This is a genomic window from Burkholderia sp. KBS0801 (assembly GCF_005937855.2).
Taxonomy (GTDB): Bacteria; Pseudomonadota; Gammaproteobacteria; order Burkholderiales; family Burkholderiaceae; genus Burkholderia; species Burkholderia ambifaria.
This window is the reverse complement of the sequence record NZ_CP042177.1, coordinates 1,077,488-1,102,436: the sequence shown is the minus strand read 5'-3', so window position 1 is coordinate 1,102,436 and position 24,949 is coordinate 1,077,488. Positions and strand designations below refer to the sequence as shown.

General features: G+C 66.4%; 28 protein-coding genes. 2 read left to right on the top strand and 26 right to left on the bottom strand.

What is annotated here, in order from left to right:
• Positions 1-44 precede the first annotated feature (44 nt).
• The 22 genes from nagZ to FFI87_RS05340 all read right to left on the bottom strand — a co-directional run bounded on the left by nagZ (position 45) and on the right by FFI87_RS05340 (position 19,924).
• A complete protein-coding gene (gene nagZ / locus FFI87_RS05445; protein ID WP_012363411.1) occupies positions 45-1,073 on the bottom strand; it encodes a beta-N-acetylhexosaminidase in 1,029 nt (342 codons plus the stop codon).
• Between the two features lie 16 nt (positions 1,074-1,089).
• Positions 1,090-1,530 carry a holo-ACP synthase gene (gene acpS / locus FFI87_RS05440; RefSeq protein WP_138848050.1) on the bottom strand — a complete coding sequence of 147 codons (441 nt, stop codon included), beginning with the start codon at positions 1,528-1,530 and terminating at the stop codon, positions 1,090-1,092.
• Positions 1,531-1,599: 69 nt separating this feature from the next.
• On the bottom strand, positions 1,600-2,376 hold the full coding sequence (pdxJ, locus tag FFI87_RS05435; protein WP_011656356.1) for a pyridoxine 5'-phosphate synthase: 777 nt from the start codon (positions 2,374-2,376) through the stop codon (positions 1,600-1,602).
• Positions 2,373-3,212 (bottom strand): DNA repair protein RecO, encoded by an 840-nt coding sequence (recO, locus tag FFI87_RS05430; protein ID WP_011656355.1) that lies wholly within the window; start codon positions 3,210-3,212, stop codon positions 2,373-2,375. Before recO ends, pdxJ begins: the two co-directional genes overlap by 4 nt.
• Positions 3,199-4,098 carry a GTPase Era gene (era, locus tag FFI87_RS05425; RefSeq protein WP_011656354.1) on the bottom strand — a complete coding sequence of 300 codons (900 nt, stop codon included), beginning with the start codon at positions 4,096-4,098 and terminating at the stop codon, positions 3,199-3,201. Before era ends, recO begins: the two co-directional genes overlap by 14 nt.
• A 60-nt stretch (positions 4,099-4,158) precedes the next feature.
• On the bottom strand, positions 4,159-5,433 hold the full coding sequence (gene rnc, locus FFI87_RS05420) for a ribonuclease III (RefSeq protein WP_138848051.1): 1,275 nt from the start codon (positions 5,431-5,433) through the stop codon (positions 4,159-4,161).
• Between the two features lie 160 nt (positions 5,434-5,593).
• On the bottom strand, positions 5,594-6,487 hold the full coding sequence (lepB, locus tag FFI87_RS05415; RefSeq protein ID WP_011656352.1) for a signal peptidase I: 894 nt from the start codon (positions 6,485-6,487) through the stop codon (positions 5,594-5,596).
• Positions 6,488-6,503: 16 nt separating this feature from the next.
• Positions 6,504-8,297: a translation elongation factor 4 gene (gene lepA / locus FFI87_RS05410; protein WP_006759775.1), complete on the bottom strand. Its 1,794-nt coding sequence runs from the start codon at positions 8,295-8,297 to the stop codon at positions 6,504-6,506.
• 213 nt (positions 8,298-8,510) lie between these two features.
• Positions 8,511-8,747 carry a glutaredoxin family protein gene (locus FFI87_RS05405; protein ID WP_012363408.1) on the bottom strand — a complete coding sequence of 79 codons (237 nt, stop codon included), beginning with the start codon at positions 8,745-8,747 and terminating at the stop codon, positions 8,511-8,513.
• Between the two features lie 7 nt (positions 8,748-8,754).
• Positions 8,755-10,254, bottom strand: a complete 1,500-nt coding sequence (locus tag FFI87_RS05400) for a DegQ family serine endoprotease (RefSeq protein ID WP_138848052.1) — start codon at positions 10,252-10,254, stop codon at positions 8,755-8,757.
• 16 nt (positions 10,255-10,270) lie between these two features.
• Positions 10,271-11,323, bottom strand: coding sequence for a MucB/RseB C-terminal domain-containing protein (locus tag FFI87_RS05395; RefSeq protein ID WP_012363406.1), 1,053 nt, complete (start codon positions 11,321-11,323; stop codon positions 10,271-10,273).
• A 5-nt stretch (positions 11,324-11,328) separates the two neighbouring features.
• Positions 11,329-11,946 (bottom strand): sigma-E factor negative regulatory protein, encoded by a 618-nt coding sequence (locus FFI87_RS05390; protein ID WP_138848053.1) that lies wholly within the window; start codon positions 11,944-11,946, stop codon positions 11,329-11,331.
• Positions 11,947-12,033: 87 nt separating this feature from the next.
• Positions 12,034-12,633, bottom strand: a complete 600-nt coding sequence (rpoE, locus tag FFI87_RS05385; RefSeq protein WP_006752490.1) for an RNA polymerase sigma factor RpoE — start codon at positions 12,631-12,633, stop codon at positions 12,034-12,036.
• A gap of 91 nt (positions 12,634-12,724) precedes the next feature.
• Positions 12,725-13,189: a protein YgfX gene (locus tag FFI87_RS05380; protein WP_041489776.1), complete on the bottom strand. Its 465-nt coding sequence runs from the start codon at positions 13,187-13,189 to the stop codon at positions 12,725-12,727.
• A gap of 12 nt (positions 13,190-13,201) precedes the next feature.
• Positions 13,202-14,434 (bottom strand): beta-ketoacyl-ACP synthase II, encoded by a 1,233-nt coding sequence (fabF, locus tag FFI87_RS05375; RefSeq protein ID WP_012363403.1) that lies wholly within the window; start codon positions 14,432-14,434, stop codon positions 13,202-13,204.
• A gap of 162 nt (positions 14,435-14,596) precedes the next feature.
• Positions 14,597-14,836: an acyl carrier protein gene (gene acpP, locus FFI87_RS05370; protein WP_004197638.1), complete on the bottom strand. Its 240-nt coding sequence runs from the start codon at positions 14,834-14,836 to the stop codon at positions 14,597-14,599.
• Positions 14,837-14,980: 144 nt separating this feature from the next.
• A complete protein-coding gene (gene fabG / locus FFI87_RS05365) occupies positions 14,981-15,730 on the bottom strand; it encodes a 3-oxoacyl-ACP reductase FabG (protein WP_138848054.1) in 750 nt (249 codons plus the stop codon).
• A 36-nt stretch (positions 15,731-15,766) separates the two neighbouring features.
• On the bottom strand, positions 15,767-16,699 hold the full coding sequence (fabD, locus tag FFI87_RS05360; protein WP_138848055.1) for an ACP S-malonyltransferase: 933 nt from the start codon (positions 16,697-16,699) through the stop codon (positions 15,767-15,769).
• 85 nt (positions 16,700-16,784) lie between these two features.
• Complete coding sequence (locus FFI87_RS05355; protein ID WP_138848056.1) at positions 16,785-17,774, bottom strand: beta-ketoacyl-ACP synthase III; 990 nt, start codon at positions 17,772-17,774, stop codon at positions 16,785-16,787.
• Entirely contained in the window at positions 17,775-18,881 is a 1,107-nt protein-coding gene (gene plsX, locus FFI87_RS05350) for a phosphate acyltransferase PlsX (protein ID WP_138848057.1), read from the bottom strand.
• Positions 18,882-19,010: 129 nt separating this feature from the next.
• Positions 19,011-19,190, bottom strand: a complete 180-nt coding sequence (rpmF, locus tag FFI87_RS05345; RefSeq protein ID WP_006051932.1) for a 50S ribosomal protein L32 — start codon at positions 19,188-19,190, stop codon at positions 19,011-19,013.
• A gap of 98 nt (positions 19,191-19,288) precedes the next feature.
• The gene (locus FFI87_RS05340) at positions 19,289-19,924 is read right to left on the bottom strand and encodes a YceD family protein (RefSeq protein WP_138848058.1); all 636 of its coding nucleotides are present in this window, start codon (positions 19,922-19,924) and stop codon (positions 19,289-19,291) included.
• A 256-nt stretch (positions 19,925-20,180) separates the two neighbouring features.
• On the opposite strand from FFI87_RS05340, the gene FFI87_RS05335 reads away from it, so the two are divergent.
• Positions 20,181-20,810, top strand: coding sequence for a Maf-like protein (locus FFI87_RS05335; protein ID WP_138848059.1), 630 nt, complete (start codon positions 20,181-20,183; stop codon positions 20,808-20,810).
• Positions 20,807-21,529 (top strand): SAM-dependent methyltransferase, encoded by a 723-nt coding sequence (locus FFI87_RS05330; protein WP_138848060.1) that lies wholly within the window; start codon positions 20,807-20,809, stop codon positions 21,527-21,529. The genes FFI87_RS05335 and FFI87_RS05330 overlap by 4 nt, the downstream gene beginning before the upstream one ends.
• A gap of 69 nt (positions 21,530-21,598) precedes the next feature.
• On the opposite strand, the gene FFI87_RS05325 is transcribed toward FFI87_RS05330, so the two are convergent.
• From FFI87_RS05325 to FFI87_RS05310, 4 genes are read right to left on the bottom strand one after another with little or no spacing between them, the layout of a single operon-like run.
• The gene (locus tag FFI87_RS05325; protein WP_138848061.1) at positions 21,599-22,591 is read right to left on the bottom strand and encodes a S49 family peptidase; all 993 of its coding nucleotides are present in this window, start codon (positions 22,589-22,591) and stop codon (positions 21,599-21,601) included.
• 12 nt (positions 22,592-22,603) lie between these two features.
• On the bottom strand, positions 22,604-23,014 hold the full coding sequence (locus FFI87_RS05320; protein WP_012363398.1) for a Rieske (2Fe-2S) protein: 411 nt from the start codon (positions 23,012-23,014) through the stop codon (positions 22,604-22,606).
• Positions 23,011-23,670, bottom strand: a complete 660-nt coding sequence (locus tag FFI87_RS05315; protein ID WP_138848501.1) for an HAD-IA family hydrolase — start codon at positions 23,668-23,670, stop codon at positions 23,011-23,013. Before FFI87_RS05315 ends, FFI87_RS05320 begins: the two co-directional genes overlap by 4 nt.
• Before the next feature lie 5 nt (positions 23,671-23,675).
• Entirely contained in the window at positions 23,676-24,680 is a 1,005-nt protein-coding gene (locus tag FFI87_RS05310) for an RluA family pseudouridine synthase (protein ID WP_138848062.1), read from the bottom strand.
• Positions 24,681-24,949 lie beyond the last annotated feature (269 nt).

Below are 24,949 nucleotides of genomic sequence, written 5' to 3'. Positions count from 1 at the left end.
CGTTTTCGGCAACGGCAGAGCGGCATCGCGCCGCCCTTCCCCGCTTACGCGAGTGCGCTGCTCAACAGCGCCTGCGCCTGCAGATACTCGGGCTGCACGATCAGCTTGTCCCACTTGAACGACTTGCCGCGCGCACGCATCCGCTTCAGGCGTCGCACCGACTCGGCCGATGCCTGCGCCTTCAGGCCGTTCAACACGACCTCGGCCGCCTCCGGCTGGTTGCAGACGAGCACCATGTCGCAACCGGCAGCGAGCGCCGCGTCGGCCGCCTGCGTGAGCGTGCCGCCTTCGCGTGCCGCCTCCATCGACAGGTCGTCGCTGAAGATCGCGCCGGTAAAGCCCAACTGCCCGCGCAGGATGTCCTGCAGCCACACGCGCGAGAAGCCGGCCGGCCGCTTGTCGACCTGCGTGTAGATCACGTGCGCGGGAATCACGGCGGACAGCGACAGCCCGAGCCAGTCGTACGGCGCGACGTCCTGCTCGAGGATCGCGTCGAGCGGCCGGTCGTCGGTCGGCAGCGCGACGTGCGAATCGGCTTCCGCGAAGCCGTGCCCCGGGAAATGCTTGCCGCAGTTCGCCATGCCCGCGAGCGACAGCCCGTGGTTCAGGCTCTTCGCGAGCAGCGTGACGACGCGCGGGTCGCGATGGAACGCGCGATCGCCGATCACCTTCGAGTGCCCGTAATCGAGGTCGAGCACCGGCGTGAAGCTCATGTCGATCCCGCACGCGCGCAGCTCGGCGGCCAGGATGTAGCCGACCGCGGTGGCGACCTTCGTCGCAAGCAACACGTCGCGGTCCCACAGTTCGCCGAGGCGGCGCATCGCGGGCAGCACCGTGAAGCCGTCGGTGCGGAACCGCTGCACGCGGCCGCCTTCGTGATCGACGGCGATCAGGATGTCCTCGCGCACCGCACGGATCGAATCGGTCAGCGCGGTCAGCTGTGCGCGGTTCTGGAAATGCCGCGCGAACAGGATCACGCCGCCGGTGTTCGGATGGGCAAGGCGCCGCGCGTCGTCGCGCGACAGGGCCGTGCCGACGACGTCGAGCATGACCGGGCCGGGAGTCGTTTTCATCGAATCGGGAAGTCCGTCAGGGAGTGGTTCGGGAAACAGGCGCGGGTGCGGGCGGCGGCGCGACGTCGGTCTCGGCGACCACGAACGACACCGCGTAGTCGCGTTCGTCGCTGACCGTCACGCGTGCGGTGATGCCGCGCGCGGCGAGCCAGTCGGCCAGCTCGCCCGACGCGACGACGTACGGTTCGCCGCTGCGCTGGTTGAGGGTCTGCAGCGCGCGCCAGGTCATCGGCCAGTGCATGCCGAGCCCGATCGCCTTCGAGAACGCTTCCTTCGCGGAAAAGCGCGTCGCGAGGAACGCGATGCCGCGCGCCTTGGAGCGCGCGCGGCGTGCGTGGAATACGCGCAGCTCGTCGGGGCCCAGCACCTTCTCGGCAAACCGGCCGCCCGTGCGCTCGAGCACGGCCGCGATGCGGCTTATCTGGACGACGTCGGTGCCGATCCCGTAGATCGCCATGTCAGCGCCCGCCGTGATGCGCGGACGATGCCGGGTGGCGGGCGAAGCGCGCGCAGAGGAAATGCATCGTCAGCGCGCGCCGCCGTGCAGCGCTGCGACACGCGCGGCGACCATGATCGCCTTCATCTCGCGCACCGCGTTGTCCCAGCCCGCGAAGATCGCGTGCGCGACGATCGCGTGGCCGATGTTCAGTTCGACGATGCCGTCGATCGCGGCGATCTGCTGCACGTTCGTGTAATGCAGGCCGTGGCCCGCGTTGACCTTCAGGCCCAGTCGCGCGCCGGCCTGCACGCCCGCGACGATGCGCTCGTATTCGCGCTGCTGCTCGGCTTCGTCGTGCGCATCGGCGTAGCGGCCTGTATGCAGCTCTACCACCGGCGCACCGGCTTCGTGCGCGGCGCGGATCTGCGTTTCGTCCGGGTCGATGAACAGCGACACGCGCACGCCGGCGTCGGCGAGCTGCTTGCAGGCCGCACGCACGGCCTCGAAGCGGCCGGCGACATCGAGGCCGCCTTCGGTCGTCAGTTCCTCGCGCTTCTCGGGCACGAGGCACGCGTCGTGCGGACGCACGTCGCACGCGATGTCGAGCATCTCGGCCGTCACCGCGCATTCGAGGTTCATGCGCGTCTTCAGCAGCGGGCGCAGCTTGCGCACGTCGGCGTCGACGATGTGACGGCGGTCCTCGCGCAGGTGCAGCGTGATCACGTCCGCACCGGCCTCCTCGGCGGCGAGCGCCGCGCGGATCGGATCGGGATAGGCCGTGCCGCGCGCGTTGCGCAGCGTCGCGACGTGGTCGATGTTCACGCCGAGATCGATGGCGGTGGGCGTTGTCAGGAAGAAGCTCATAGGTTTTGCAGGTCGATCAGGATCTGACGCGTGGCAAGCGGCGTACCGCCGAGATAGGTGTTCAGCAGGAAGCGCATCAGCGTCTTGCTTTGCGCAACCGTCTGGGCTCGATGGTAATCGTCCTGCTCCATGTCGAGCAACGTCTGTCCGGTAATCACCGGCCAGTGCGACGGCACGTCGTCGTCGGCATTGCGCACGCCGCGCTCGGGATCGAACACGTAGCGTCGATCGGGTTCGACCGCGCGGCGCGCGACCGTGCGGTTCAGCGCCATCGCATAGCCGGTCTCGCGCAGCAGCACGCGTTCGAACGAGCGCAGCACCTGCACCGCGGGTTCGCCGTGCGCGAGGCGCGTGAGCGTCAGCACGTAATGATTGAAAAGCGGCGGCTGGGGATCCTCGCGCGCGCAGAATTTCACGAGCAGCTCGTTCACGTAGAAGCCGCACAACAGCCCGTCGCCGCCGAGCGGCAGCATCCCGCCCACCCACTCGGCGCCCGTCAGCGTGCGCACTTCGGATTTGCCCGACCAGGACAGCAGCAGCGGCTGGAACGTCTGCAGCACGCCGCGTAGCGCGGAGTGCGGGCGCTTCGCGCCCTTCGCGACGAGCGCGAGGCGGCCGTGATCGCGCGTGAGCACGTCGATGATCAGGCTCGTTTCCCGGTACGGATAGCTGTGCAGCACGAACGCCGGCTGCTCGGCGACGCGGAAATCGGACGTGCGAGACGTCGCGCGCCGCGCCTTGCGACGCGGCGGTTCGGGCGGTGCCGGCAGCGGCGCGTCGTTCGCGCCGGCGGTCACCGCGTCTTCGGTCGACGTCGGCGCGTCATTCGTACCCATAGGCGCGCAGCCCCGCCTCGTTGTCGGCCCAGCCGCTCTTCACCTTCACGAAGGTCTCGAGATACACGGGGCCGTCGAACAGCCTCTCCATGTCCATCCGCGCCTCGGTGCTGATCTGCTTGAGCTTCTCGCCCTTCTTGCCGATCACCATCGCCTTGTGCGAATCGCGTTCGACGAGGATCGTCGCGAAGATGCGCTTCAGGCGCCCTTCCTCCTCGAACTTGTCGATCAGCACGGTGCTCGTGTACGGCAGTTCGTCCCCGGTCCAGCGGAACACCTTCTCGCGCAGGATTTCGGCCGCGAGAAAGCGCGAGCTGCGGTCGGTCAGTTCGTCCTCGCCGTAGATCGGCTCGCCTTCCGGCAGGTACGGCTTGATCGTGTCGAGCAGGCGCTTGATGTCTTCCGGCCGCTGCGCCGACAGCGGCACGAGTTCGGTGAATTCGCGCAGTCCGCTCATCTGCTGCATGAACGGGAACAGCGTCGCCTTGTCGGTCACGCGGTCGATCTTGTTCGCGATCAGCAGCGTCGGCATGCCGGGCGGGATCAGGTCGAGCACCTTCTGGTCGTCGGGCCCGAAGCGGCCGGCCTCGATCACGAACAGGATCACGTCGACCGACGTGAGCGTCGACGTGACGGCGCGGTTCAGCGAGCGGTTCAGCGCGGTGCTGTGACGGGTCTGGAAGCCCGGCGTGTCGACGAATACGAATTGCGCGTCGTCGAACGTGTTGATGCCGGTGATGCGATGGCGGGTCGTTTGCGCCTTGCGCGACGTGATGCTGATCTTCTGGCCGACGAGTGCGTTCATCAACGTCGACTTGCCGACGTTCGGGCGGCCCACGATCGCGATCATGCCGCAACGGAAACCGGTAGGAGCGGGAGTGTTCATATCGTTTGGGAGACAGGTTCTGAACCGGCCGCGCGGCGCGCGGCACGATCGGTGGGCAATTCAGTGGTCGGCATCGGCCGCGCGCGCCTGCGCGGCGGCGAGGGTCGCGCCGCCCGGCGGCGTCTCGGCATCGGGCGCCGCGGCGTCGCGGGCGCGCGGCGTCGCGCGCGTGGCGGCATCGGGACCGGCAGCCGGCTTGTCCGTTGACGACACGGCCGGATCGGCCTGGCCCGCGGGCTTGTCGGCTGCACGGGGTGCGCCTGCGCTTTCCGCGGGCTTGTCGGCACGCTCGGCCGGCTTGTCCGCCGCGCGCGAGCCGGTTTCGCCGCGATCCGACGGCTTGTCGGACGCCTTCTCGGCAGGTTTGTCGGCCGTCGGCTTCGCGGCACGGTCAGCCTTGTCCGCGACCGTTTCCACATGCGCCGCGCGAATCGCGGCCATCGGCGTCGGCGTCGGTCGCTCACTCGGCGGCGCGTCGGCGTCGGTCGCTGCAAGCGCCGCCGCGGCAGCCTTCGCGTCGCGCGCCGCCGCACGCTCCTTGCGCTCCGGAGAACGCAGGTCGAGCGCTTCCTGCACCCCCTTCACGCCCGGCACGATTTCGGGTTCGACGTGCTTCGATCCGCGTGCGTTCTTCGAACGCTTCGGCTTCGCGGCCAGCATCGGCGCGGCCGCCAGCACCTCGTCGAGCGCCTTCTTCGCGGCCGCCTGCTCGGCTGCCCGCCGGCTCGCGCCGGAGCCCGACACCTTCACGTCGAGCTTCGGCACCGTGCATTCGACCTCGAACTGCTGATTGTGCGCCGCACCATGCGTCGCGACGACCGTGTAGGTCGGCAGCGCGATCTTGTGCCCCTGCAGGTATTCCTGCAGCAGCGTCTTCGCGTCCTTGCCGAGCGTGCGCGGATCGATGTGGTCGAGAATCGGGATATAGAGGCGCTTGATGACCCCTTGGGCGGCTTCGAAGCCGCCATCGAGGAATACGGCCCCGATGATGGCTTCGAACGCGTCCGCGAGGATCGACGGGCGGCGGAAGCCGCCGCTGCGCAGTTCGCCCTCGCCCAACCGCAACCCCTCGGAGATATTCAGGGCCTGAGCGATTTCATACAGCGACTGCTGCTTGACGAGATTGGCGCGCACGCGCGACAGGTCGCCTTCGTCCAGCTTGCTGAAACGCTGGAACAAAAGGGCGGCCACCGCGCAATTCAGAACGGAATCGCCGAGAAACTCGAGCCGTTCGTTATGCGTGGCACTGTGACTGCGGTGGGTCAAAGCCTGGCGCAACAATTCCGCATTGCGAAATTCGTAGCGCAGCCGGCTTTCCAACTGGGATGGGGGCATGTGCAGGAGTATAACGCGGGCGCCGGTCGGGCCGAAACGGCACGGCCGGACGCGAAAAGGCGTGACGGAGCGGTGTTACCGCCGGTTCTTAAAGTAGTCCGGCAATACGCGACGCGGCCCGTGCGTCACGTATTGCATGTTGGATGCGAGTCGAACGCGATCAGTTGAAGGAACCGATCCGCTTCAGGTCGCCGAAGTTCATCCAGATGAAGAACGCGCGGCCGACGATGTTGTTGTCCGGCACGAAACCCCAGTAGCGGCTGTCCGCGCTGTTGTCGCGGTTGTCGCCCATCATGAAGTAGTGACCCGGCGGCACCTTGCAGATCACGCCGCGGCTGTTGTACGTGCAATTGTCGCGATACGGATAGTCGTAGGCGCCCATCACGAACGGCGGCACGGCGGGATTGTTGAGGATCGCATTCTTCTTCGTGCCGATCGTTTCCTCGAACTGCTTCGCGTAGTTCTGGCGCTCGTCGTCGAAGAAATCCGGCAGCGGCGCTTCGGGCACCGGCTGGCCGTTGATCGTCAACTGCTTGTCCTGGTAGGCGACCGTGTCGCCCGGCAGGCCGATCACGCGCTTGATGTAATCGACCGACTCGTCCTTCGGATAGCGGAACACGACGACGTCGCCGCGCGACAGCGGGCTGCCCTGCGTGATCTTCGTGTTCGTGATCGGCAGGCGCAGGCCGTATTCGAACTTGTTGACGAGGATGAAGTCGCCGACCAGCAGCGTCGGCACCATCGAGCCCGAAGGGATCTTGAACGGCTCGACGATGAACGAACGCACGACGAACACGGCCAGGATCACCGGGAAGAAGCTCGCTGTGTACTCGAGCCACCACGGCTGGCGCAGCTTTTCGTCGCGCAGCTTCGAGCGCGTCTGCACCGCGTTTTCGTCCGCGAAACGCTTGTCGATGCGCGACTGCTGGCGATCGAACTCTTCGATCGCCACGTCGGCCGCCTTGCGTCGCCGCGGCAGGAACACCAGTTTGTCCAACACCCACGCTACACCCGTCACGACGACGAGCACAAAAAGAATCAGCGCAAAATTCATAAAAGGAACAGTCCTGTTATTTGTCTTCGACGCGCAAGATCGCGAGGAACGCTTCCTGCGGGATCTCGACCGAACCCACCTGCTTCATGCGCTTCTTGCCTTCTTTCTGCTTCTCGAGCAGTTTCTTCTTCCGCGTGATGTCGCCGCCGTAGCACTTCGCGAGCACGTTCTTGCGGAGTGCCTTGATGTTCTCGCGGGCGACGATGTGCGCGCCGATCGCGGCCTGGATCGCCACGTCGTACATCTGGCGCGGAATGATCTCGCGCATCTTCGCGGCGACTTCGCGGCCGCGATACTGCGACTGCGACCGGTGCACGATGATCGACAGCGCATCGACCTTGTCGCCGTTGATCAGCATGTCGACCTTCACGACGTCCGACGAACGGTATTCCTTGAACTCGTAGTCCATCGACGCATAGCCGCGCGACACCGACTTCAGGCGATCGAAGAAGTCGAGAACGATCTCGGCCATTGGGATCTCGTATGTGAGCTGCACCTGGCGGCCGTGATACTGCATGTTGATCTGCGAGCCGCGCTTCTGCTCGCACAGCGTGATCACGGAGCCGACGTAATCCTGCGGCATGTACAGGTTCACGGTGACGATCGGCTCGCGAACTTCTGCGATGCGGCCGGGCTCCGGCATCTTCGCCGGGTTCTCGACCATGATCGTCGAGCCATCGCTTTGCACGACCTCGTAGACGACCGTCGGCGCGGTCGTGATGAGATCCATGTCGAACTCGCGCTCGAGCCGCTCCTGCACGATTTCCATGTGCAGCAGCCCGAGGAAGCCGCAGCGGAAACCGAAGCCGAGCGCCTGCGACACTTCCGGCTCGTACTGCAGCGATGCGTCGTTGAGCTTCAGCTTCTCGAGCGATTCGCGCAGCGCATCGTACTGGTTCGCCTCGACCGGATACAGCCCCGCGAACACCTGCGGCTTCACTTCCTTGAAGCCCGGCAGCGGCTCGCTGGCGGCCTTGGCCACATGCGTGACCGTATCGCCGACCTTCGCGGCCGTCAGCTCCTTGATGCCGGCGATGATGAAGCCCACCTGCCCGGCCGACAACGATTCGAGATTGCGCGACTTCGGCGTGAACACGCCGACGTGCTCGACCGGATACTGCGCGCCGGTCGCCATCATCTTGATCTTTTCCTTCGGACGCAGCGTGCCGTTGACGATGCGCACGAGCATCACGACGCCGACGTAGTTGTCGAACCAGGAATCGATGATGAGCGCCTGCAGCGGCGCGGCCGGATCGCCCTTCGGCGGCGGCACCTTCGCGATCAGCGACTCGAGCACGTCCTCGACGCCCAAGCCCGTCTTCGCGCTGCAGCGCGTCGCGTCGGTCGCATCGATGCCGATGACGTCTTCGATCTCCTCGATCGCGTTCTCGGGGTTCGCGGCCGGCAGGTCGATCTTGTTCAGCACCGGCACGACCTCGACGCCGAGCTCGATCGCCGTGTAGCAGTTCGCGACCGTCTGCGCCTCGACACCCTGGCTCGCGTCGACCACGAGCAGCGCGCCTTCGCACGCGGACAGCGAACGGCTGACCTCGTACGAGAAGTCGACGTGCCCCGGCGTATCGATCAGGTTGAGGTTGTAGACCTTGCCGTCGCGGGCGCGATAGGACAGTGCCGCCGTCTGCGCCTTGATCGTGATGCCGCGCTCGCGCTCGATATCCATCGAGTCGAGCACTTGCGCCTCCATTTCACGGTCGGCGAGACCGCCGCATACCTGGATGATGCGATCCGCGAGTGTCGACTTGCCATGGTCGATGTGCGCGATGATCGAGAAATTGCGAATATGATCCATTCAGTGCCGATCAAGCGAAAAAGGCGCGCTCGACGACTGCGGAGCACGCCTTGTGTAAGTCGGTGAAAAAACGGCTTATTTTAGCCGAAAAGGCCTTTGCCGGGCGGTAATTTGGGACGCCCCGGCCCGGGGCACCCCGCTGGAGCCTTTGTGGTAAGGGCTCGCCGACGGAAGCCCCGCGCGCGGGGCGGCCGGCCGGCGCCCGGGGTCGGTTCAGCGCCGCGCCGCGAGTGCGCCGCGCACCCTCGCCTCGTCGAACCTGTGGCGACACACTTCCGCGCCGTCCAGCAGCAGCACGGGCACGTCCTCGTCGTAGCGCGCAACGAGCGCCGGATCGGCATCGATGTCCACGTAACGGACCTCGATGCCGGATTCGGCCGCGACCGGCGCCAGCGCGTCGCGCATGTCGTCGCACAGGTGGCACCAGCCGCGGCCGTAGAGCGTGAACATCGGTGCGTTACTTCTGAGTCGGGCGCGGGCGCACCGGCACGAACTGCGTGTTGTCGCCGCGCCGCACGAGCACCGCGACCGCCTTCTGCGCATCGAGCTGCGCGGTCACTTCCGCGAACTGCTTCGCGCTCGTGATGTCGGTGTCGCCGACGCGCAGCACGATGTCGCCGCGCTGCAGGCCTGCGCGGGCAGCCGGGCCGTCGACGGCGTCGATCTGCACGCCGTTCTTCAGCTTCAGCGACTTCATCTGCTCCGCCGGAATGTCGCTGACCGTCAAGCCGAGCGAATTTGCCTGGCGCGGCTTCTGCGGCGTGTTCTTGCGCTGCTCGGCCTTCGCCGTCGTCTCCGCCGGCGTCTCGGCGATCGTGATCGGCAGATCGCGCGCCTGACCCTTGCGCCATACGCTGACGGTCGCCTTCGTGCCCGGTTTCGTGTCGCCGACCATGCGCGGCAGATCCGACGCCGTCTCGACCGGCCGACCATTGAACTTCAGGATGATGTCGCCCGGCTGGATGCCCGCCTTGTCGGCCGGACCACCCGGCTCGACGCTGCTGACGAGCGCGCCCTCCGCCTTCGGCAGCCCGATCGAATCGGCCACGTCCTTCGTCACCTCGCCGATCGCCACCGCGATGCGGCCGCGCGTGACCTTGCCGGTCGCCTTCAGCTGGTCGGCCACGCGCATCGCCTCGTCGATCGGGATCGCGAACGAAATGCCCATGAAACCGCCGGTGCGGCTGTAGATCTGCGAGTTGATGCCGATCACCTCGCCCTGCATGTTGATCAGCGGGCCGCCCGAGTTGCCGGGGTTCACCGCGACGTCGGTCTGGATGAACGGCAGGTAGTCGCCCGTGTTGCGGCTCTTCGAGCTCACGATGCCGGCGGTCACTGTGTTGTCGAGGCCGAACGGCGAGCCGATCGCGACGACCCACTCGCCGACGCGCACCTTGTTCGAATCGCCGATCGCGACGACCGGCAAGTTCGACGCCTGGATCTTGACCACCGCGACGTCCGTGCGGTCGTCGACGCCGATCAGCTTCGCCTTGAATTCGCGCTTGTCGGTCAGCGTCACGTAGATGGTGTCCGCATCGTCGACGACGTGCGCGTTCGTCATCACGTAGCCGTCCGCCGACACGATGAAGCCCGAACCGACGCCGCGGTTCTGCTCGGTGTCGGGCGGATTGTCCGGCGCCGGCCCGTTCTTCGGATTGCCGTTGCCGCCGCCGTTGCCGGGCGCCTGCGGCAGCGGAATGCCGAAGAAGCGCCGGAAGAATTCCGACATGTCGCCGTTGTCGAAGCCCGGCGGGAGCGCACCGCGCGGGCCGGGAATCGGCACGTTCGCGGTGGTCCGGATGTTCACGACGGCCGGCCCGACCTTTTCGACCAGATCGGCGAAGTCGGGAAGGCTGGCGGCCGGCGGCGTGGCCGCCACCGCGGTATGCGGGATGAGGGGCAGGCAGGCACACAGCACCGCCGCCGCGAACACGTTGCGCAGCGTGAGTTTCGTCATGTCGGAAGCCGTAGCGTTACTTGGAAGCCTTGTATTCTATGGCAGCCGCGAACTGCTGCAACGTGGCCGGCGGCACTTCGCCGAGCACGGTGATCCAGTAGTCGCCGCGACGCTTCACGAGAACGTGGGTCGCACCGGTGCTGCCCGCGCCTTCCTTGCGCGTGTTCTTTTCGGCCGGCTCGATGAAGACGGAGATCGTCGCGAGCCCGTCGGTGAAGACGGCCTGGTCGACCGGAATCGGCGGATCGCCGGCGTCGCGCGCAGCCATCGGGCGGCGCACCTCGCGAATCTTCCGAAAGCCGGCGACGTTCGGCGCGATCTGCCAGCCCTGCGCTTCCATGTCGACCGTCGCGACCGGCGGGCGGACCACCGTCCAGCCGCTCAGGTTGCGCATGCCGGCCGCGATCGCGGCCTTGTCGCCGGACGTGCCGCCCGTCTGCACTTGCGAGAACGCGATCTGCTCGAGCACGTGATCGGCCGCGTCGAGCGTCTGCGAACGCAGCAGCAGGCCCGTCCGGGCATCGGACCACAGCTTGTACGTGAAGCGGTACGCATCCTTCGGCACGAGTTCGACGACTTGCGCGTCGAGCCCCGCCACGCGGTCCTTGCCGAGCAGCTTCGCGTCGTAGACGGACATCACGTGGTCGCCGCCCGCGCCGAGCAGCGATGGAAACGAGTCGCGCGTCTGGCGGCGCTCGACCACGCACAGCTTGCGCTCCGGCACGAACGTATACAGCTCGTCGTTATGCCGCAGCACCTTGCGCGGCTTGCCGTCGAGCGTCTCGATCCGCTCGAACTCGCCGTCGCGGGACGCCACGTGCGCGATGCGCGACGACTGGACATACCCGCCGCGCTGGTAGACGAAGGTGCCCTCGTAGCTCTGCTGCTGCGCCGCCTGCTGGATGCGGTCGAGCCACTCCGCCGCACCCTTGCGGGTCGCGACGGGATCGTCCGGTTGCTGGGCGCTGGCGGGAAGGGATTGAACGGACAACAGGGCGGCTGCGCAAAGCAGGAGGGCCGGCAGCCGCTTCCATCCGGAGATGGCGTGATTCAACTGCAATGTCCGCATCGAGTTTATTGGCCTGGCGTGGTGGTCACGGCAGCGCGGATCAGCGGCATCGAGCCTGTGACGACGGGCTGCTGCGCGAATTGCTGGTGCGCTTCAAGGTATTGGTCGAGACTTGCGTCGCGGATGATGTTGACGTCCTGCAGGCCCGGCTGCGCCGATGCCTGTGCAACCGTCACGCGCTGCAGGTTGCCGCTCTGCGGCGCGCCTGCCGACGCGACCTGGACGGCGCCGGGCGCACCGGCCGTCTGCAGTTGCGGAACGACGATCCACGTGAGCGTGGCGGCCGCGGCGGCCACCGCGAAGGCGGGCACGACACGGCGGCGCAGCGACAGTAGCTTGCGCGCGCCCGGCGCGGCGGCCGGTGCGAGCAGGTGCGGCTCGCTTTCGAGCGCGGCGGACATGCGCGCGGTGAACGCGACGCTCAGCGCGGGCGACAGCGCGAGCTCGTCCGAGCGCAGCGCATCGCCGATCAGGTGGTAGTGGGCCCACGTCGCGCGATCCGCACGATCGAGCTCAGCCAGAAACTGCCCGTGATCCGGGCCGTCGAACAGCTCACCGTCGACCAGAGCGGAAAGGCGCTCGCCGCGCGAGTACGCTTGCGACTGCTTATTGACCGACCCCATGATGCTCCCCATCTTGCACACACCCCGTCGTGATTTCACGACTCTATCCGTAACTAGACCCTGACCGCGCCGTTACACCCGTCGCGCTTACCAGCGCTTGCCTTCGGGCGTATCGAGCAGCGGACGCAATTTAGCAGCGATTGCCTCGCGCGCCCGGAAGATCCGCGAGCGGACCGTCCCGATCGGACAATCCATCATTTCCGCGATCTCTTCGTAGCTCAGGCCCTCGATCTCGCGCAGCGTAATCGCCTGGCGCAACTCTTCGGGCAGGACGGCCATTGCAGCGTTGACCGTCTCGGCAATCTGCTTGCTCATCAACATCGACTCAGGCGTGTTGATATCCCTTAGTTGGTCTGCGTCGGAGAAAGTTTCCGCTTCCTCGGCATCGGCCTCCGTGGAGGTCGGTGCCCGGCGGCCCTGCGTCGCAAGGTAGTTCTTCGCCGTATTGACGGCAATCCGGTACAACCACGTGTAGAACGCCGACTCGCCGCGGAACTGCGGCAGCGCACGATACGCCTTGATGAACGCATCCTGGGCCACATCCTCGACCTCGGCGGGATCCCGCACGAGGCGCGAGATCAGCCGAATGATCTTGCGGTGGTATTTGGAGACCAGGAGTTCGAACGCCGCCTTGTCGCCTTTCTGTACGCGCTCGACCAGAGCCTGATCGATTTCTTTTTCACTCACCTGACAAATCCGTTAACTAGGGATGCAACGCGGAGCGTTATTGTAGCGTTCCGGCGCCGGCCGCTGGTTACGGTAGGTAACCAAGCCGCCGTCATGCCCGCGCCGCCGTGCCCGCGGTACGTGCCAGCACGGACAGCGCGCTGAACGACGCGGCGTCGAGCGCATCGGCCGGAATCAGCAGCGGCCGGGCGCGCCGGGCGCCCTGCCCGACCGACAGCACGAGCAGCAGGCTGCTCCAGTGCGCATGGCCGGTCACGCGGCCGCGGGCCAGCAAGCGCCCGGTGCGGCCAAACGCCGCAACCTCCCCGAATGCATCGATCCGCAATTCGGCCGGCAGCCGACGGGCACAGGCCCGCGCGGCACACACGGCGAGCAGCGCGGCCGTCGCCGCGGACACGCACGCGCCGGCGGCGGCACCGGCCCGCGGCGCCCAGAACAGGTACACGGATGCGGCAGCCGCCGCGACGAACGCGGCCAGCACGACATACGACACGGCCGAGGCCCGCAACGCAAAGCGCTGCGGACGCCCGGCCGGAGCATCGATTGGACTCGTCAAGCGATTTCGACGTCAGACGCGCTTGAACACCAGCGTGCCGTTGGTACCACCGAAGCCGAAGTTGTTCTTCACGGCCACGTCGATCTTCATGTCCCGCGCGGTGTTCGCGCAGTAATCGAGATCGCACTCGGGGTCCTGGTTGAAGATGTTGATGGTCGGCGGCGACACGTTGTTGTGCAGCGCCAGCACCGTGAACACCGACTCCAGACCACCCGCGCCACCCAGCAGGTGGCCCGTCATCGACTTCGTCGAGTTCACGACGAGCTTGTGCGCGTGCTCGCCGAATGCCGCCTTCACCGCGTCGGACTCGTTCTTGTCACCGAGCGGCGTCGACGTGCCGTGCGCGTTCAGGTACTGGACCTCGTCCGGGTTCACGCCGGCGTCGCGCAGGGCCGCGACCATGCAGCGGCGCGGGCCGTCCATGTTCGGCGCGGTCATGTGGTATGCGTCGCCCGTCATGCCGAAGCCCGAGACTTCCGCATAGATCTTCGCGCCGCGCGCCTTCGCCGCCTCGTACTCTTCGAGCACCATCACGCCCGAACCCTCGCCCAGCACGAAGCCGTCGCGGTCCTTGTCCCACGGACGGGACGCGGTGGCCGGATCGTCGTTGCGGGTCGACAGCGCCCGCGCGGCCGCGAAGCCGCCGATGCCCAGCGGCGACACCGTCGATTCGGCGCCGCCCGCGACCATCACGTCGGCGTCGCCGGCCTGGATCAGGCGTGCCGCCAGGCCGATGCTGTGCAGACCGGTCGTGCAGGCCGTCACGGCCGCGAGGTTCGGGCCCTTCAGGCCGAACATGATGCTCAGGTGACCCGAGATCATGTTGATGATCGAACCCGGCACGAAGAACGGCGAAATCCGGCGTGCGCCGCGATCGACGTAGGTCTGGTGCGTGTCTTCGATCATCGGCAGGCCGCCGATGCCGGAGCCGACCAGCACGCCGATGCGTTCCGCATTGGCTTCGTTCACCTCGAGGCCGCTGTCCCGGATTGCCTGGACGCCGGCTGCGATGCCGTAATGGATGAACGTATCCATGTTGCGGGCTTCCTTCGCCGGGATGTACTCCTCGGCGCTGAAACCCTTCACCTCGCCCGCGAAATGCACGGCGAGGTTCGACGGATCGAACTTCGTGACGGTGGCGATGCCGGACTTGCCGGCGACGAGATTGGCCCAGCCGTCGGCAACATTATTGCCAACGGGCGAAATCAGCCCCAGGCCTGTAACGACAACACGACGGCGGCTCACGGTAACCTCTTTTCCATTGGATGACAAAAACAAAAGCCACAGTGGCCCCAGGAACCAGCCCTGCGAGCCCTGTGGCTGTTAGTCCGTCCGGCGCGAATGCCGGCAGGATGGCGCGTCAATCGCGAAGATCGCGGCGACGTTGCGGACAAACGCGAAAGGCGCTTATGCCTTGACGTTTGCGCGAGCGTAGTCGATCGCTTGCTGAACCGTCGTGATCTTCTCTGCTTCTTCGTCCGGGATTTCCATGCCGAACTCGTCTTCGAGCGCCATCACCAGTTCGACCGTGTCGAGCGAGTCAGCACCCAGATCGTTCACGAACGATGCTTCGTTCTTGATCTCGGCTTCCGCGACGCCCAGTTGCTCAGCGACGATCTTCTTGACACGTTGTTCGATGTTATCCATTACCCCTCCGAGGGAAAGTTCAGATTTACAAGTGCGCGCATTTTATCAGGTTTGCTGACGCCAAAACGCGCGTTGGCTTGATGGTCGATCCAGCACCGATCCGCCTGAAAAACGGGATACGGCGCGGATGGTAAACGAAAACCGTTACGACATGTACATGCCGCCGTTCACGTGCAGCGTCGTGCCGGTGATGTAACCGGCCTGCGGCGATGCGAGGAACGCGACGGCATGGGCGATGTCTTCCGGGCTGCCGAGTCGGCCGAGCGGAATCTGGGTCTTGAGCACGGCCTGCTGTTCTTCCGGCAGGGTCTTCGTCATGTCGGTGTCGATGAAGCCCGGCGCGACACAGTTCACCGTGATGCCACGGCTGCCGATTTCGCGCGCGAGCGCGCGGGTCATGCCCGCGACGCCGGCCTTCGCGGCCGCGTAGTTGGCCTGGCCCGGGTTGCCGGCCGAACCGACCACCGACGTGATGTTGATGATGCGGCCGCCGCGGGCCTTCATCATCGGCCGGAGCACCGCACGCGACAGGCGGAACACCGACTTCAGGTTGGTGTCGATCACCGCGTCCCAGTCCTCGTCCTTCATGCGCATCGCGAGCTGGTCCTGCGTGATCCCGGCGTTGTTCACGAGCACGTGGAGCGCGCCGAACTCCTTCACGGTCGCGTCGATCAGCGCTTCGGCGGCCGCAGCGTCGTTGACGTTCAGCACCGCGCCGCGGCCCGTCACGCCCGCTTCCGCGAACCCGGCGGTAATCGCGGCGGCGCCCGATTCGCTCGTCGCGGTGCCGATCACCGTCGCGCCCAGGCGTGCGAGTTCGAGCGCAATCGCACGGCCGATGCCACGCGATGCGCCGGTCACGATCGCGACCTGTTTATCGAGAGTCTTTTCCATGAATCGAATATCCGTCTCTTGAGGAAAGGCGCCGCGTCAGGCGGTCGCCAGCTTCAGTGCTTCGTCGAGCGAAGCCGGATCGAACACCGAGGCGCCGACCAGGTTGCCGTCGATGCGCTTCGTCAGGCCCGCCAGCACCTTGCCCGGACCGCATTCGATCACGTGCGTGACGCCCGTGCCCGCGATGTGCTGCACGCATTCGACCCAGCGCACCGGGCCCGCGGCCTGGCGCACCAGCGCGTCCTTGATCGCGGCCGGATCGCTGACCACCGCGACGTCGATGTTGTTGACGACCGGAATCTGGGGCGCCTTCACGTCGACGTTCGCGAGATACTCGCGCAACTGGTCCGACGCCGGCTTGAGCAGCGACGAATGGAACGGCGCCGATACCGGCAGCGGCAGCGCGCGCTTCGCGCCCTTCGCCTTGGCGATTTCGCACGCCTTCTCGACGGCCGCCTTCGCGCCCGCGATCACGACCTGCGCCGGCGCGTTGAAGTTCACGGCTTCGACGACGCCCGCTTCCGCGGCTTCGGCGCACACCGCGCGCACCGTATCGTCATCGAGACCCAGGATCGCGGCCATGCCGCCCTGGCCGACCGGCACGGCCGTCTGCATCGCCTGCGCACGGAAGCGCACGAGCGGCACCGCGTCCTTGAACGCGATTGCGCCCGCCGCGACGAGCGCCGTGTATTCGCCGAGGCTATGGCCCGCGACGATCGACGGTGCCGGGCCGCCGGCCTGCTGCCACGCGCGATAGCACGCGTAGGCGGCCGTCAGCATCACGGGCTGCGTGTTGGTCGTCAGATTCAGCTCTTCGGCCGGACCTTCGGCGATCAGCTTGCCGAGATCCTGATTGAGTGCATCGGATGCTTCCTGGAGCGTCTCGCGCACGACGGCCAGATCGGCGAATGCGTTGAGCATGCCGACCGACTGCGAGCCCTGCCCCGGAAAAACGAATGCAAATTTCATATCGTCCCCAATTGAATCGATTCGAACGGCGCGCGCGAACGGCGCGCCGGTTTGGGAGCCGCGCGCGGCAGTCGCGCGCCGCGGATCAGAAGCGGAAGACCGACGCGCCCCAGGTGAAGCCGCCGCCGACGCCCTCGATCAGCACGTGCTGGCCGCGCTGAATGCGACCGTCGCGCACCGCGGTGTCGAGCGCCAGCGGGATCGACGCAGCCGACGTGTTGCCGTGCTGGTCGACCGTCACGACCATGCGCTCCTGCGGCAGGCCGAGCTTGCGGCAGGTGCTGGTCATGATGCGGATGTTGGCCTGGTGAGGAATCAGCCAGTCGACCTGCTCGGGTGCGAGATTCGCCTTGGCGAGCGCCTCGATCGCGACCTTTTCGAGCACGTTGACCGCGAGCTTGAATACCGCCTGCCCGTCCATGTACAGGAACGCGCTGCCGTCGATCACGCCGCGATTGACGTTGCCCGGCGTGCAGAGGATGTGCGAATAGCTGCCGTCCGCGTGCAGCGCGCTGCCGAGCACGCCCGGCTCTTCCGATGCGGACAGGATCACCGCGCCCGCGCCGTCGCCGAACAGCACGCAGGTGGTGCGGTCCTTGAAATCGAGAATGCGCGAGAACGTCTCCGCGCCGATCACGAGCGCCGTACGGTGCTGGCCGCTGCGGATGAAGCTGTCGGCGGTCGCCATCGCATAGGCAAAGCCGGAGCACACGGCCTGCACGTCGAATGCCGCGCCACCGTTCCTGATGCCGAGCTTGTTCTGCAGCAGGCACGCCGTGCTGGGAAACACGAAATCCGGGGTCGAAGTCGCGACGATGATCAGATCGATCGATTGCGGATCGATGTCGGCCGCCTCGATTGCACGACGCGCCGCTTCGAGCGCGAGATCGCTCGTCGTGACGTCCGGTGCGGCGAAATGGCGCGCATGGATGCCCGTGCGCGCAACGATCCACTCATCGCTCGTCTCGATGCCTTCCTTCGCGAGACGGTCGGCGAGCTGCTGGTTCGTGACGCGGTCGGGCGGCAGGTAGCTGCCCGTGCCGAGCACGCGGGAATAGAGAGTCGATTGGGCCATTTATGCTTTAGAGGATTGCGCAGCGGAAGGTTCAGCGTGATGGCCTGGGGCCGGGCTCGTCGTGCCCGCGCCGCCCGCGTCGTGTCCGCCGTCGCCGAGCGACACCGAATTGTCTGCCATCGCGCGCGCGAGGCGCTCCAGCACGCCGTTTTTGACGGCATCATAACCCCGTTTGATCGCCCACTCAAACGCGTAGGCATCGGCCGAACCATGGCTTTTGATCACGAGGCCCTTCAGCCCCAGCAGCGCCGCGCCATTGTACTGGCGATGGTCGACGCGCTTCTTGAAGCGCATCAGCACCGGCAGCGCGAGCAGCGCCATCAGCTTCGACATCAGCGAACGGCCGAACTCCTCGCGGATGATGTCGGACAGCATCTGCGCAAGCCCTTCGGACGTCTTGAGCGCGACGTTGCCGACGAAGCCGTCGCAGACGATCACGTCGACCGTACCCTTGTAGATGTCGTTGCCTTCGACGTTGCCGCGGAAATTCAGCGTGCTGGCGCGCAGCAGTTCACCCGCGCGCTTGATCGTTTCGTTGCCCTTGATGACCTCTTCGCCGATGTTCAGCAGGCCGATCGTCGGACGCTCCTTGCCCTCGAGCGCGGCGACGAGCGCGTGCCCCATCTCCGCGAACTGCAGCAGATGCTGCGGCTCGCAGTCGACGTTCGCGCCGAGGTCCAGCATCATCGTGTAGCCGGTCGGGTTCGGCAACGCGAACGCGATCGCGGGCCGCTCGATGCCGGGCAGCGTCTTGAGCACATAACGGGACACGGCCATCAGCGCGCCGGTGTTGCCGGCGGAGATACAGGCCTGGGCCGCGCCTTCCTTGACCTGGTTGAGCGCGACACGCATCGAAGAATCCTTCTTCTTGCGCAGCGCGACTTCGACAGGGTCGTCCATCGCCACGACTTCGGTGGCGGGCACGATGGTCAGCGCGGGATCGTCGAGGGCTTTCAGCTTTTTCAGCTGAGCGCGGATCGCGCTTTCGATGCCGACGAGCATCAGGTGCGCATCAGGATGCGCGCGGACGAACTTGACTGCCGCGGGAACGGTCACGGACGGGCCGTGGTCGCCTCCCATGCAATCGATTGTGAGCTTTACGGTCATGGAATGCGACGAATTTCAGGCACAAAAAAGCGGCAGTTGAATGCCGCCTTTTTGTTGAGCCAGGAAAGTGTCAAGCGAACCAGTTGTCACGCGAACGGCGAGCGTAGCGCGCAACGCGTGACTTGACGCTTAGTCGTTCTTCGTCTTGACGACTTTCTTGCCGCGATAGTAGCCGTTCGGGCTGACGTGGTGACGCAGGTGCACTTCACCCGTGCTCGGCTCGACTGCCAGCGGCGCTGCCGTCAGGAAATCGTGCGAACGATGCATGCCGCGCTTCGACGGCGACTTCTTGTTTTGCTGGACTGCCATGACTAACTCCTAATTGATTTTCCGGATTCTAACACAGCCCGATCCGGCGCTTAACTACCCTGGCCCAAAGCCTTTACGCCTTCCCGCGCCACAACTGCTTAGTGTTTCTTGCTGCCGTCCCCGTCCTTCTTCAACGCTTGCAGCGCTGCGAACGGATTCGGCCGTTTGCCTTCGTCCTCGTCTTCGGCGGACTCGTCGTCCGCCTCTTCCGAAGGACCGCTCACACCCGACACGAGGCTTTCGTGAACTGCCGGGCAAACCTCGTGCTTGGGCACGAGCGGCAACGAAAGCAGCAATTCCTCTTCGATCAAGTCGACGAGATCGAACTGGCGTGTGCCCACGATCACATCGGCTTCATCGTCGTCGAGCGGAAATTCTTCAGCTTCTTCTTCGGTCGCAACGACCCGGTACGTCATGTCGACGTCGAACGTCTCGTCGTACGGAGTCATGCAGCGCTGGCACGTGAGCCACGCATGGCCGTGCACCGCGAGTCGCAGATACGGCTGCTGCCCATCGGCGCCGTCGTCCTGCAACTCCTTCTGGGTGAACCCTTCGGCCTGCCACGTGAAGACCGTGTCGCGATCTGGCGCGTCCGCCGGCACTTCGTTTAACATGCGCGGCAGCTGCGACAGACGCACCGCACCCGCTGCCTGCCGCCCGCTGCGGGCGAATTCGAACAGGTCGACTGCGTGCGGATCAAGCGATGCCGCCGGCTTGCCAGAAGAAGTGTTCATGTTGCGCTCCTGCCTACAGGCTGACTTGCGGGATCCGGCTTGCCGGCGCGCTTATCCGGCGCCGCCCACGGACGTGATCTACGCCACGTACGATTACGTAACTTTACTTCCGAAGACCCGGCAGGCGCCACCACAGCGAAAGCCTGCCGACGAAAAGCGGGAAAGCATACCTGTTTTACCTTTTGCGGTCAATCACTTATGCTTGCGCCCTCGCAACGCCCCGCCACACCTGACGATTCACCGACCCAATCCGACCATGCCGCATACCGTTTGCCGCCCGCCGCGGCTGATTCTCGCCTCCAGTTCCCGCTACCGCCGCACGCTTCTCGAGCGCCTCGGCCTGCCGTTCGACGTCGTATCGCCCGATCTCGACGAAACCCCGCTCGCGGGTGAAACGCCCGCTGCAACCGCGCTGCGTCTCGCCGGCGCGAAGGCACGCGCGGTCGCCGCGACCGTCGACGCGCCGGACGGCGTGCTCGTGATCGGGTCGGACCAGGTCGCGACGTTCGACGGCCTCCAGATCGGCAAGCCCGGCACGCACGAGCGCGCGCTTGCCCAGCTGCTGTCGATGCAGGGCCGCGACGTCGAGTTCCACAGTGCGCTCAGCCTGTACGACAGCCGCACGGGCGAAACGCAGAGCGAGGACGTCGTCACGCACGTGCGCTTCCGCTCGCTGCCCGAAGCCGAACTCGATGCATACCTGCGCGCGGAAACGCCGTACGACGTGGCCGGCAGCGCGAAGTCCGAAGGGCTCGGCATCGCGCTGCTCGACGCGATCGACTCCGACGACCCGACGGCGCTCGTCGGCCTGCCGCTGATCGCGCTCACGCGGATGCTGCGCACCGCGGGCTATCCGCTGTTCACTACCCACGGAGACCGCGCATGACGGCCGGCACACTTTATCTCGTCCCGAACACCCTCGGCGAAGGCGACGAATCGATGCTCGCCGCCGTGCTGCCCGCGGCCGTGCAGGCGCGCGCCGGCACGCTCGGCTATTACATCGGCGAAAACGCGAAAACGACCCGCGCGTTCCTGAAGAAGATCGGCACCACGCGGCCGATCCAGGAAATCGGGATCCGCGAGCTGAACGTCAACACGCCGGCCGGCGAGATCGACAAGCTGCTCGCACCGGTGCTCGCGGGCACGGACGCCGGGCTCGTGTCCGAGGCCGGCTGCCCCGCGGTGGCCGACCCCGGCGCGTTGCTGGTGCGCCGTGCGCATGAACGCGGCGTGAAGGTCGTGCCGCTCGTCGGGCCGAGTTCGATCCTGCTCGCGCTGATGGCGTCGGGCCTGAACGGCCAGAGTTTCGCGTTCAACGGCTATCTGCCGGTCGATGCGGCCGCGCGCGCGAAACGCCTGCGCGAGCTCGAGCAACTATCGCGCAAGGGCCGCCAGACGCAGATATTCATCGAGACGCCGTACCGGAACCAAGCGATGCTCGATACGCTTGTCGCGACCTGCGCGCCGTCGACGCAGATCTGCGTCGCGGCCGACCTGACCCTCGAAACCGAGACGATCGCCAGCCACTCGGTGGCGGACTGGAAAAAAGCGCCTGCGCCGAATCTGCACAAGCGCCCCGCCATCTTCCTGCTGCTCGCGAACTGACACGCCGGCCCCGCATCCGCCTTGCGGCATGGGGTGGCCGGCTGCGTTCGCCGCAGCGCGGGCCGTCGCTCAGCGCAGGCTGAACGACGTGCCGCCGGCGGCGAGCGCCTTCATCGCGGCACCGCCGACCGCCGCGCCGAACTTGCGCGCGACGCGGTTCGTCAGGCTTTCCTTCACCGTGTAGTCGACGAGATCCGGCGCCTTCAGCACGTCGCGCGCGACCGTATCGGTCGTGCCGTAGCCGTCGGCGAGCCCGAGCTCGACGCTCTTCTCGCCCGTCCAGAACAGACCCGAGAACATGTCGGGCGTTTCGTGCAGCCGCTTGCCGCGACCGTCCTTCACGGCCTTGATGAACTGCGCATGGACCTGGTCGAGCAGCGCCTGCGCATGGGCGTCCATCTTCGGCGTCTCGGGCGAGAACGGATCGTAGAAGCCCTTGTTTTCGCCCGACGTGTGCAGACGGCGATCGACGCCGAGCTTGCCCATCAGGCCCGTGAAGCCGAACCCGTCCATCAGCACGCCGATCGAGCCGACGATGCTCGCCTTGTCGACGAAGATCTTGTCGGCGGCGGACGCAATGTAATAACCGCCCGATGCGCACATGTCGGTCACGACGACGTACAGCGGCTTGTTGGGATATTTCGTGCGCAGCCGGCGAATCTCGTCGTAGACCATCCCGGCCTGCACCGGGCTGCCGCCCGGGCTGTTGATCCGCAGCACGACGCCGGCCGCGCCGTCGTCGTCGAACGCGGCATCGAGCGCCGTATTGATGTCCTCCGCGTTCGCGTTGGTGCCTGCCGCGATCTCGCCGTCGATCGTCACGAGCGCCGTGTGGCGCCCGGTCGACGCGAACTTCGCGTCGTTCGAGAAATCGATCAGCGCGAAGGCGAGCAGCAGGAACACGCCGAGGAACGCAAAGCGGAAGAAGATCTTCCAGCGCCGCGCCGCGCGCTGTTCCTTGACGGCCGCGAGCGCGATCCGCTCGAGCGCCGCGCGCTCCCAGTTCGGCTCGCGGCTGTCGGGACGGGACGAGGAATCAGGGATATTCGGTTGGTCGGCCATGCAGTGGTGTCGTCAGTCGGTCGTGGCGGAAGGAGTCGAAGCGGCGGGACGCAGGTCGGCATCGGGCACCCAGAATACCGCACGGCCGTCGGGCATGTCGCGCTCGTCGACCTCCACCGGCCGCAGGCGGCCGCCGCGGCACGGGCCGCCGACGCACTTGCCGGTGTCCGGCGCGTAGATCGCACCGTGCGTCGCGCACATCAGGTAGAGGCCCGACGACTCGAAGAACTGCCCTTCGGCCCAGTCGAGCTCCATCGGCACATGCGCGCAGCGGTTCAGGTAGCCGTACGCACGGCCGTCGTAGCGCACGAAGAACACGACCGCCTGCTCACCGCGCAGCGTCGCGTCGACGCGCACGCCGGCGCCGCCGTCGGTCAAGGCGTCCGACGCGCACACGCGCACGGCTTCCGGCGCCGCGCTCATGCGTGCTCCCGCAGCCATGCCGCCAGCGCGACGACGTCCGGCGCGACGAAGCGCGGCGTCAGCGCAGCCAGCGCCTCGGCCGTATGCGCGCCGTACGAGACGCCGACGCCGGCTGCCCCCGCGCTCGCCGCCATCTGCAGGTCGTGCGTGGTGTCGCCGATCATCACGGTGCGCGCCAGATCCTGCCCCAATTCGCGGGACAGTTCATGCAGCATCGCCGGGTGCGGCTTCGAGAACGTTTCGTCCGCGCAGCGCGTCGCATCGAACAGGCTCGTCAGCTTCGACTGGTCGAGCACGCGATTCAGCCCGACCCGGCCCTTGCCGGTCGCGACCGCGAGCAGGTAACCCGTATCGCGCAATTCCGCGAGCAGTTCGCGCACGCCGGCGAACAGCTCGATGCGCTGGTCGTCCAGCAGGTAGTGATAACGGTAACGCTCGGCCAGCCGTGGATAGTCGGACGGATCGAGGGTCGGAGCGGCAATGCGCAGCGCATCGCGCAGGCCCAGGCCGATCACGTAGCGGGACGCCTCGTCCGACGGCGTGGGCAGGCCGAGATCGCGGCACGCGGCCTGGATGCTATGCGCGATGTGCGCAGTCGAATCCATCAGCGTGCCGTCCCAGTCGAAGACGATCAGGTCAAATTGCTGTCGGGCCATGCGAGTCATGCGTTATCGCGCAAAGCGCTGAGTTGATCGAGGAAGCGCCGGCATTCGTCCGGCAGCGGCGCATCGAACTGCAGCGGCTCGCCGGTCAGCGGGTGCGCGAGCTTCAGCCGGTGCGCATGCAGGAACATCCGTTTCAGCGACGGCTGCGCGTTCGCGCGCGCCAGCGCCTTGTTCAGTGCGAAATCGCCATACTTGGCGTCGCCGGCGATCGGCAGGCCGAGATGCGCGAGGTGCACACGGATCTGATGGGTCCGGCCCGTTTTGAGTTCCGCTTCGACCAGCGCGTACTCCGGCCAGCGCTCGAGCAGATTGAACACCGTGTGCGACGGCAGGCCGTCGTCCTGCACGCGCACGCGCCGCTCCCCTTCCGCGGTCGAATACTTGAACAGCGGCGCCTTCACCGCGCGGCGGCGGCCCCAGTCGGACTGCCACTCGCCGTGTCCGCACGCGAAGTAACGCTTGTCCATCTGGTTTTCGCGGATCTGCTCGTGCAGGCCGACGAGCGCCGTGCGCTTCTTCGCGAGCATCAGGATCCCGGACGTCTCGCGGTCGAGCCGGTGCACGAGTTCGAGGAATTTCGCGCGCGGGCGCGCCTGGCGCATCTGCTCGATCACGCCGAACGCGACGCCGCTGCCGCCGTGCACCGCGACGCCGGCCGGCTTGTTGATGACGAGCATCGCATCGTCTTCGTACAGTACCTCGAACTGCGCGGGCGGCACGATCGGCGTGTCGGCGCGCGCGAGATCGGCCGCCGCCACTCGCACGGGCGGCACGCGGACGATGTCGCCGAACGCGAGACGATACTGGGCATCGACCCGACCCTTATTCACGCGCACTTCGCCGCTGCGCAGGATCCGGTAAATATGGCTTTTGGGCACGCCTTTACAGACGCGCAACAGGAAGTTGTCGATCCGCTGACCGGCCGAGTTTTCGTCGATCTCGATCATCGATACCTGGCCGCTTGCGACTGAATTCTGGGATATTTTGCCTAACTCATTCATACTGAATATAATTTTGCCCAGCCTGACGTTGAGGGTGGCCTGACAGGCCGGCCCCGGCTGAATCGGGCAAGGCGCAAGCGCAAACCGCTATTTTACTTGCGCCGGGGGTCCGCTGCTCGCCCCTAATCAAAGAGATGCAGCAAGTTGCACGCACGGCGCCGCCCGTCGGCAAGGATCGCGCCCACAGGCGGATTCGGTCGGCAAGGCGCCGCGGTAACGGAAAGTTGGTTGAAAAGAATTTGATCGGCAGCCCGACGGCGCGAAGTGCG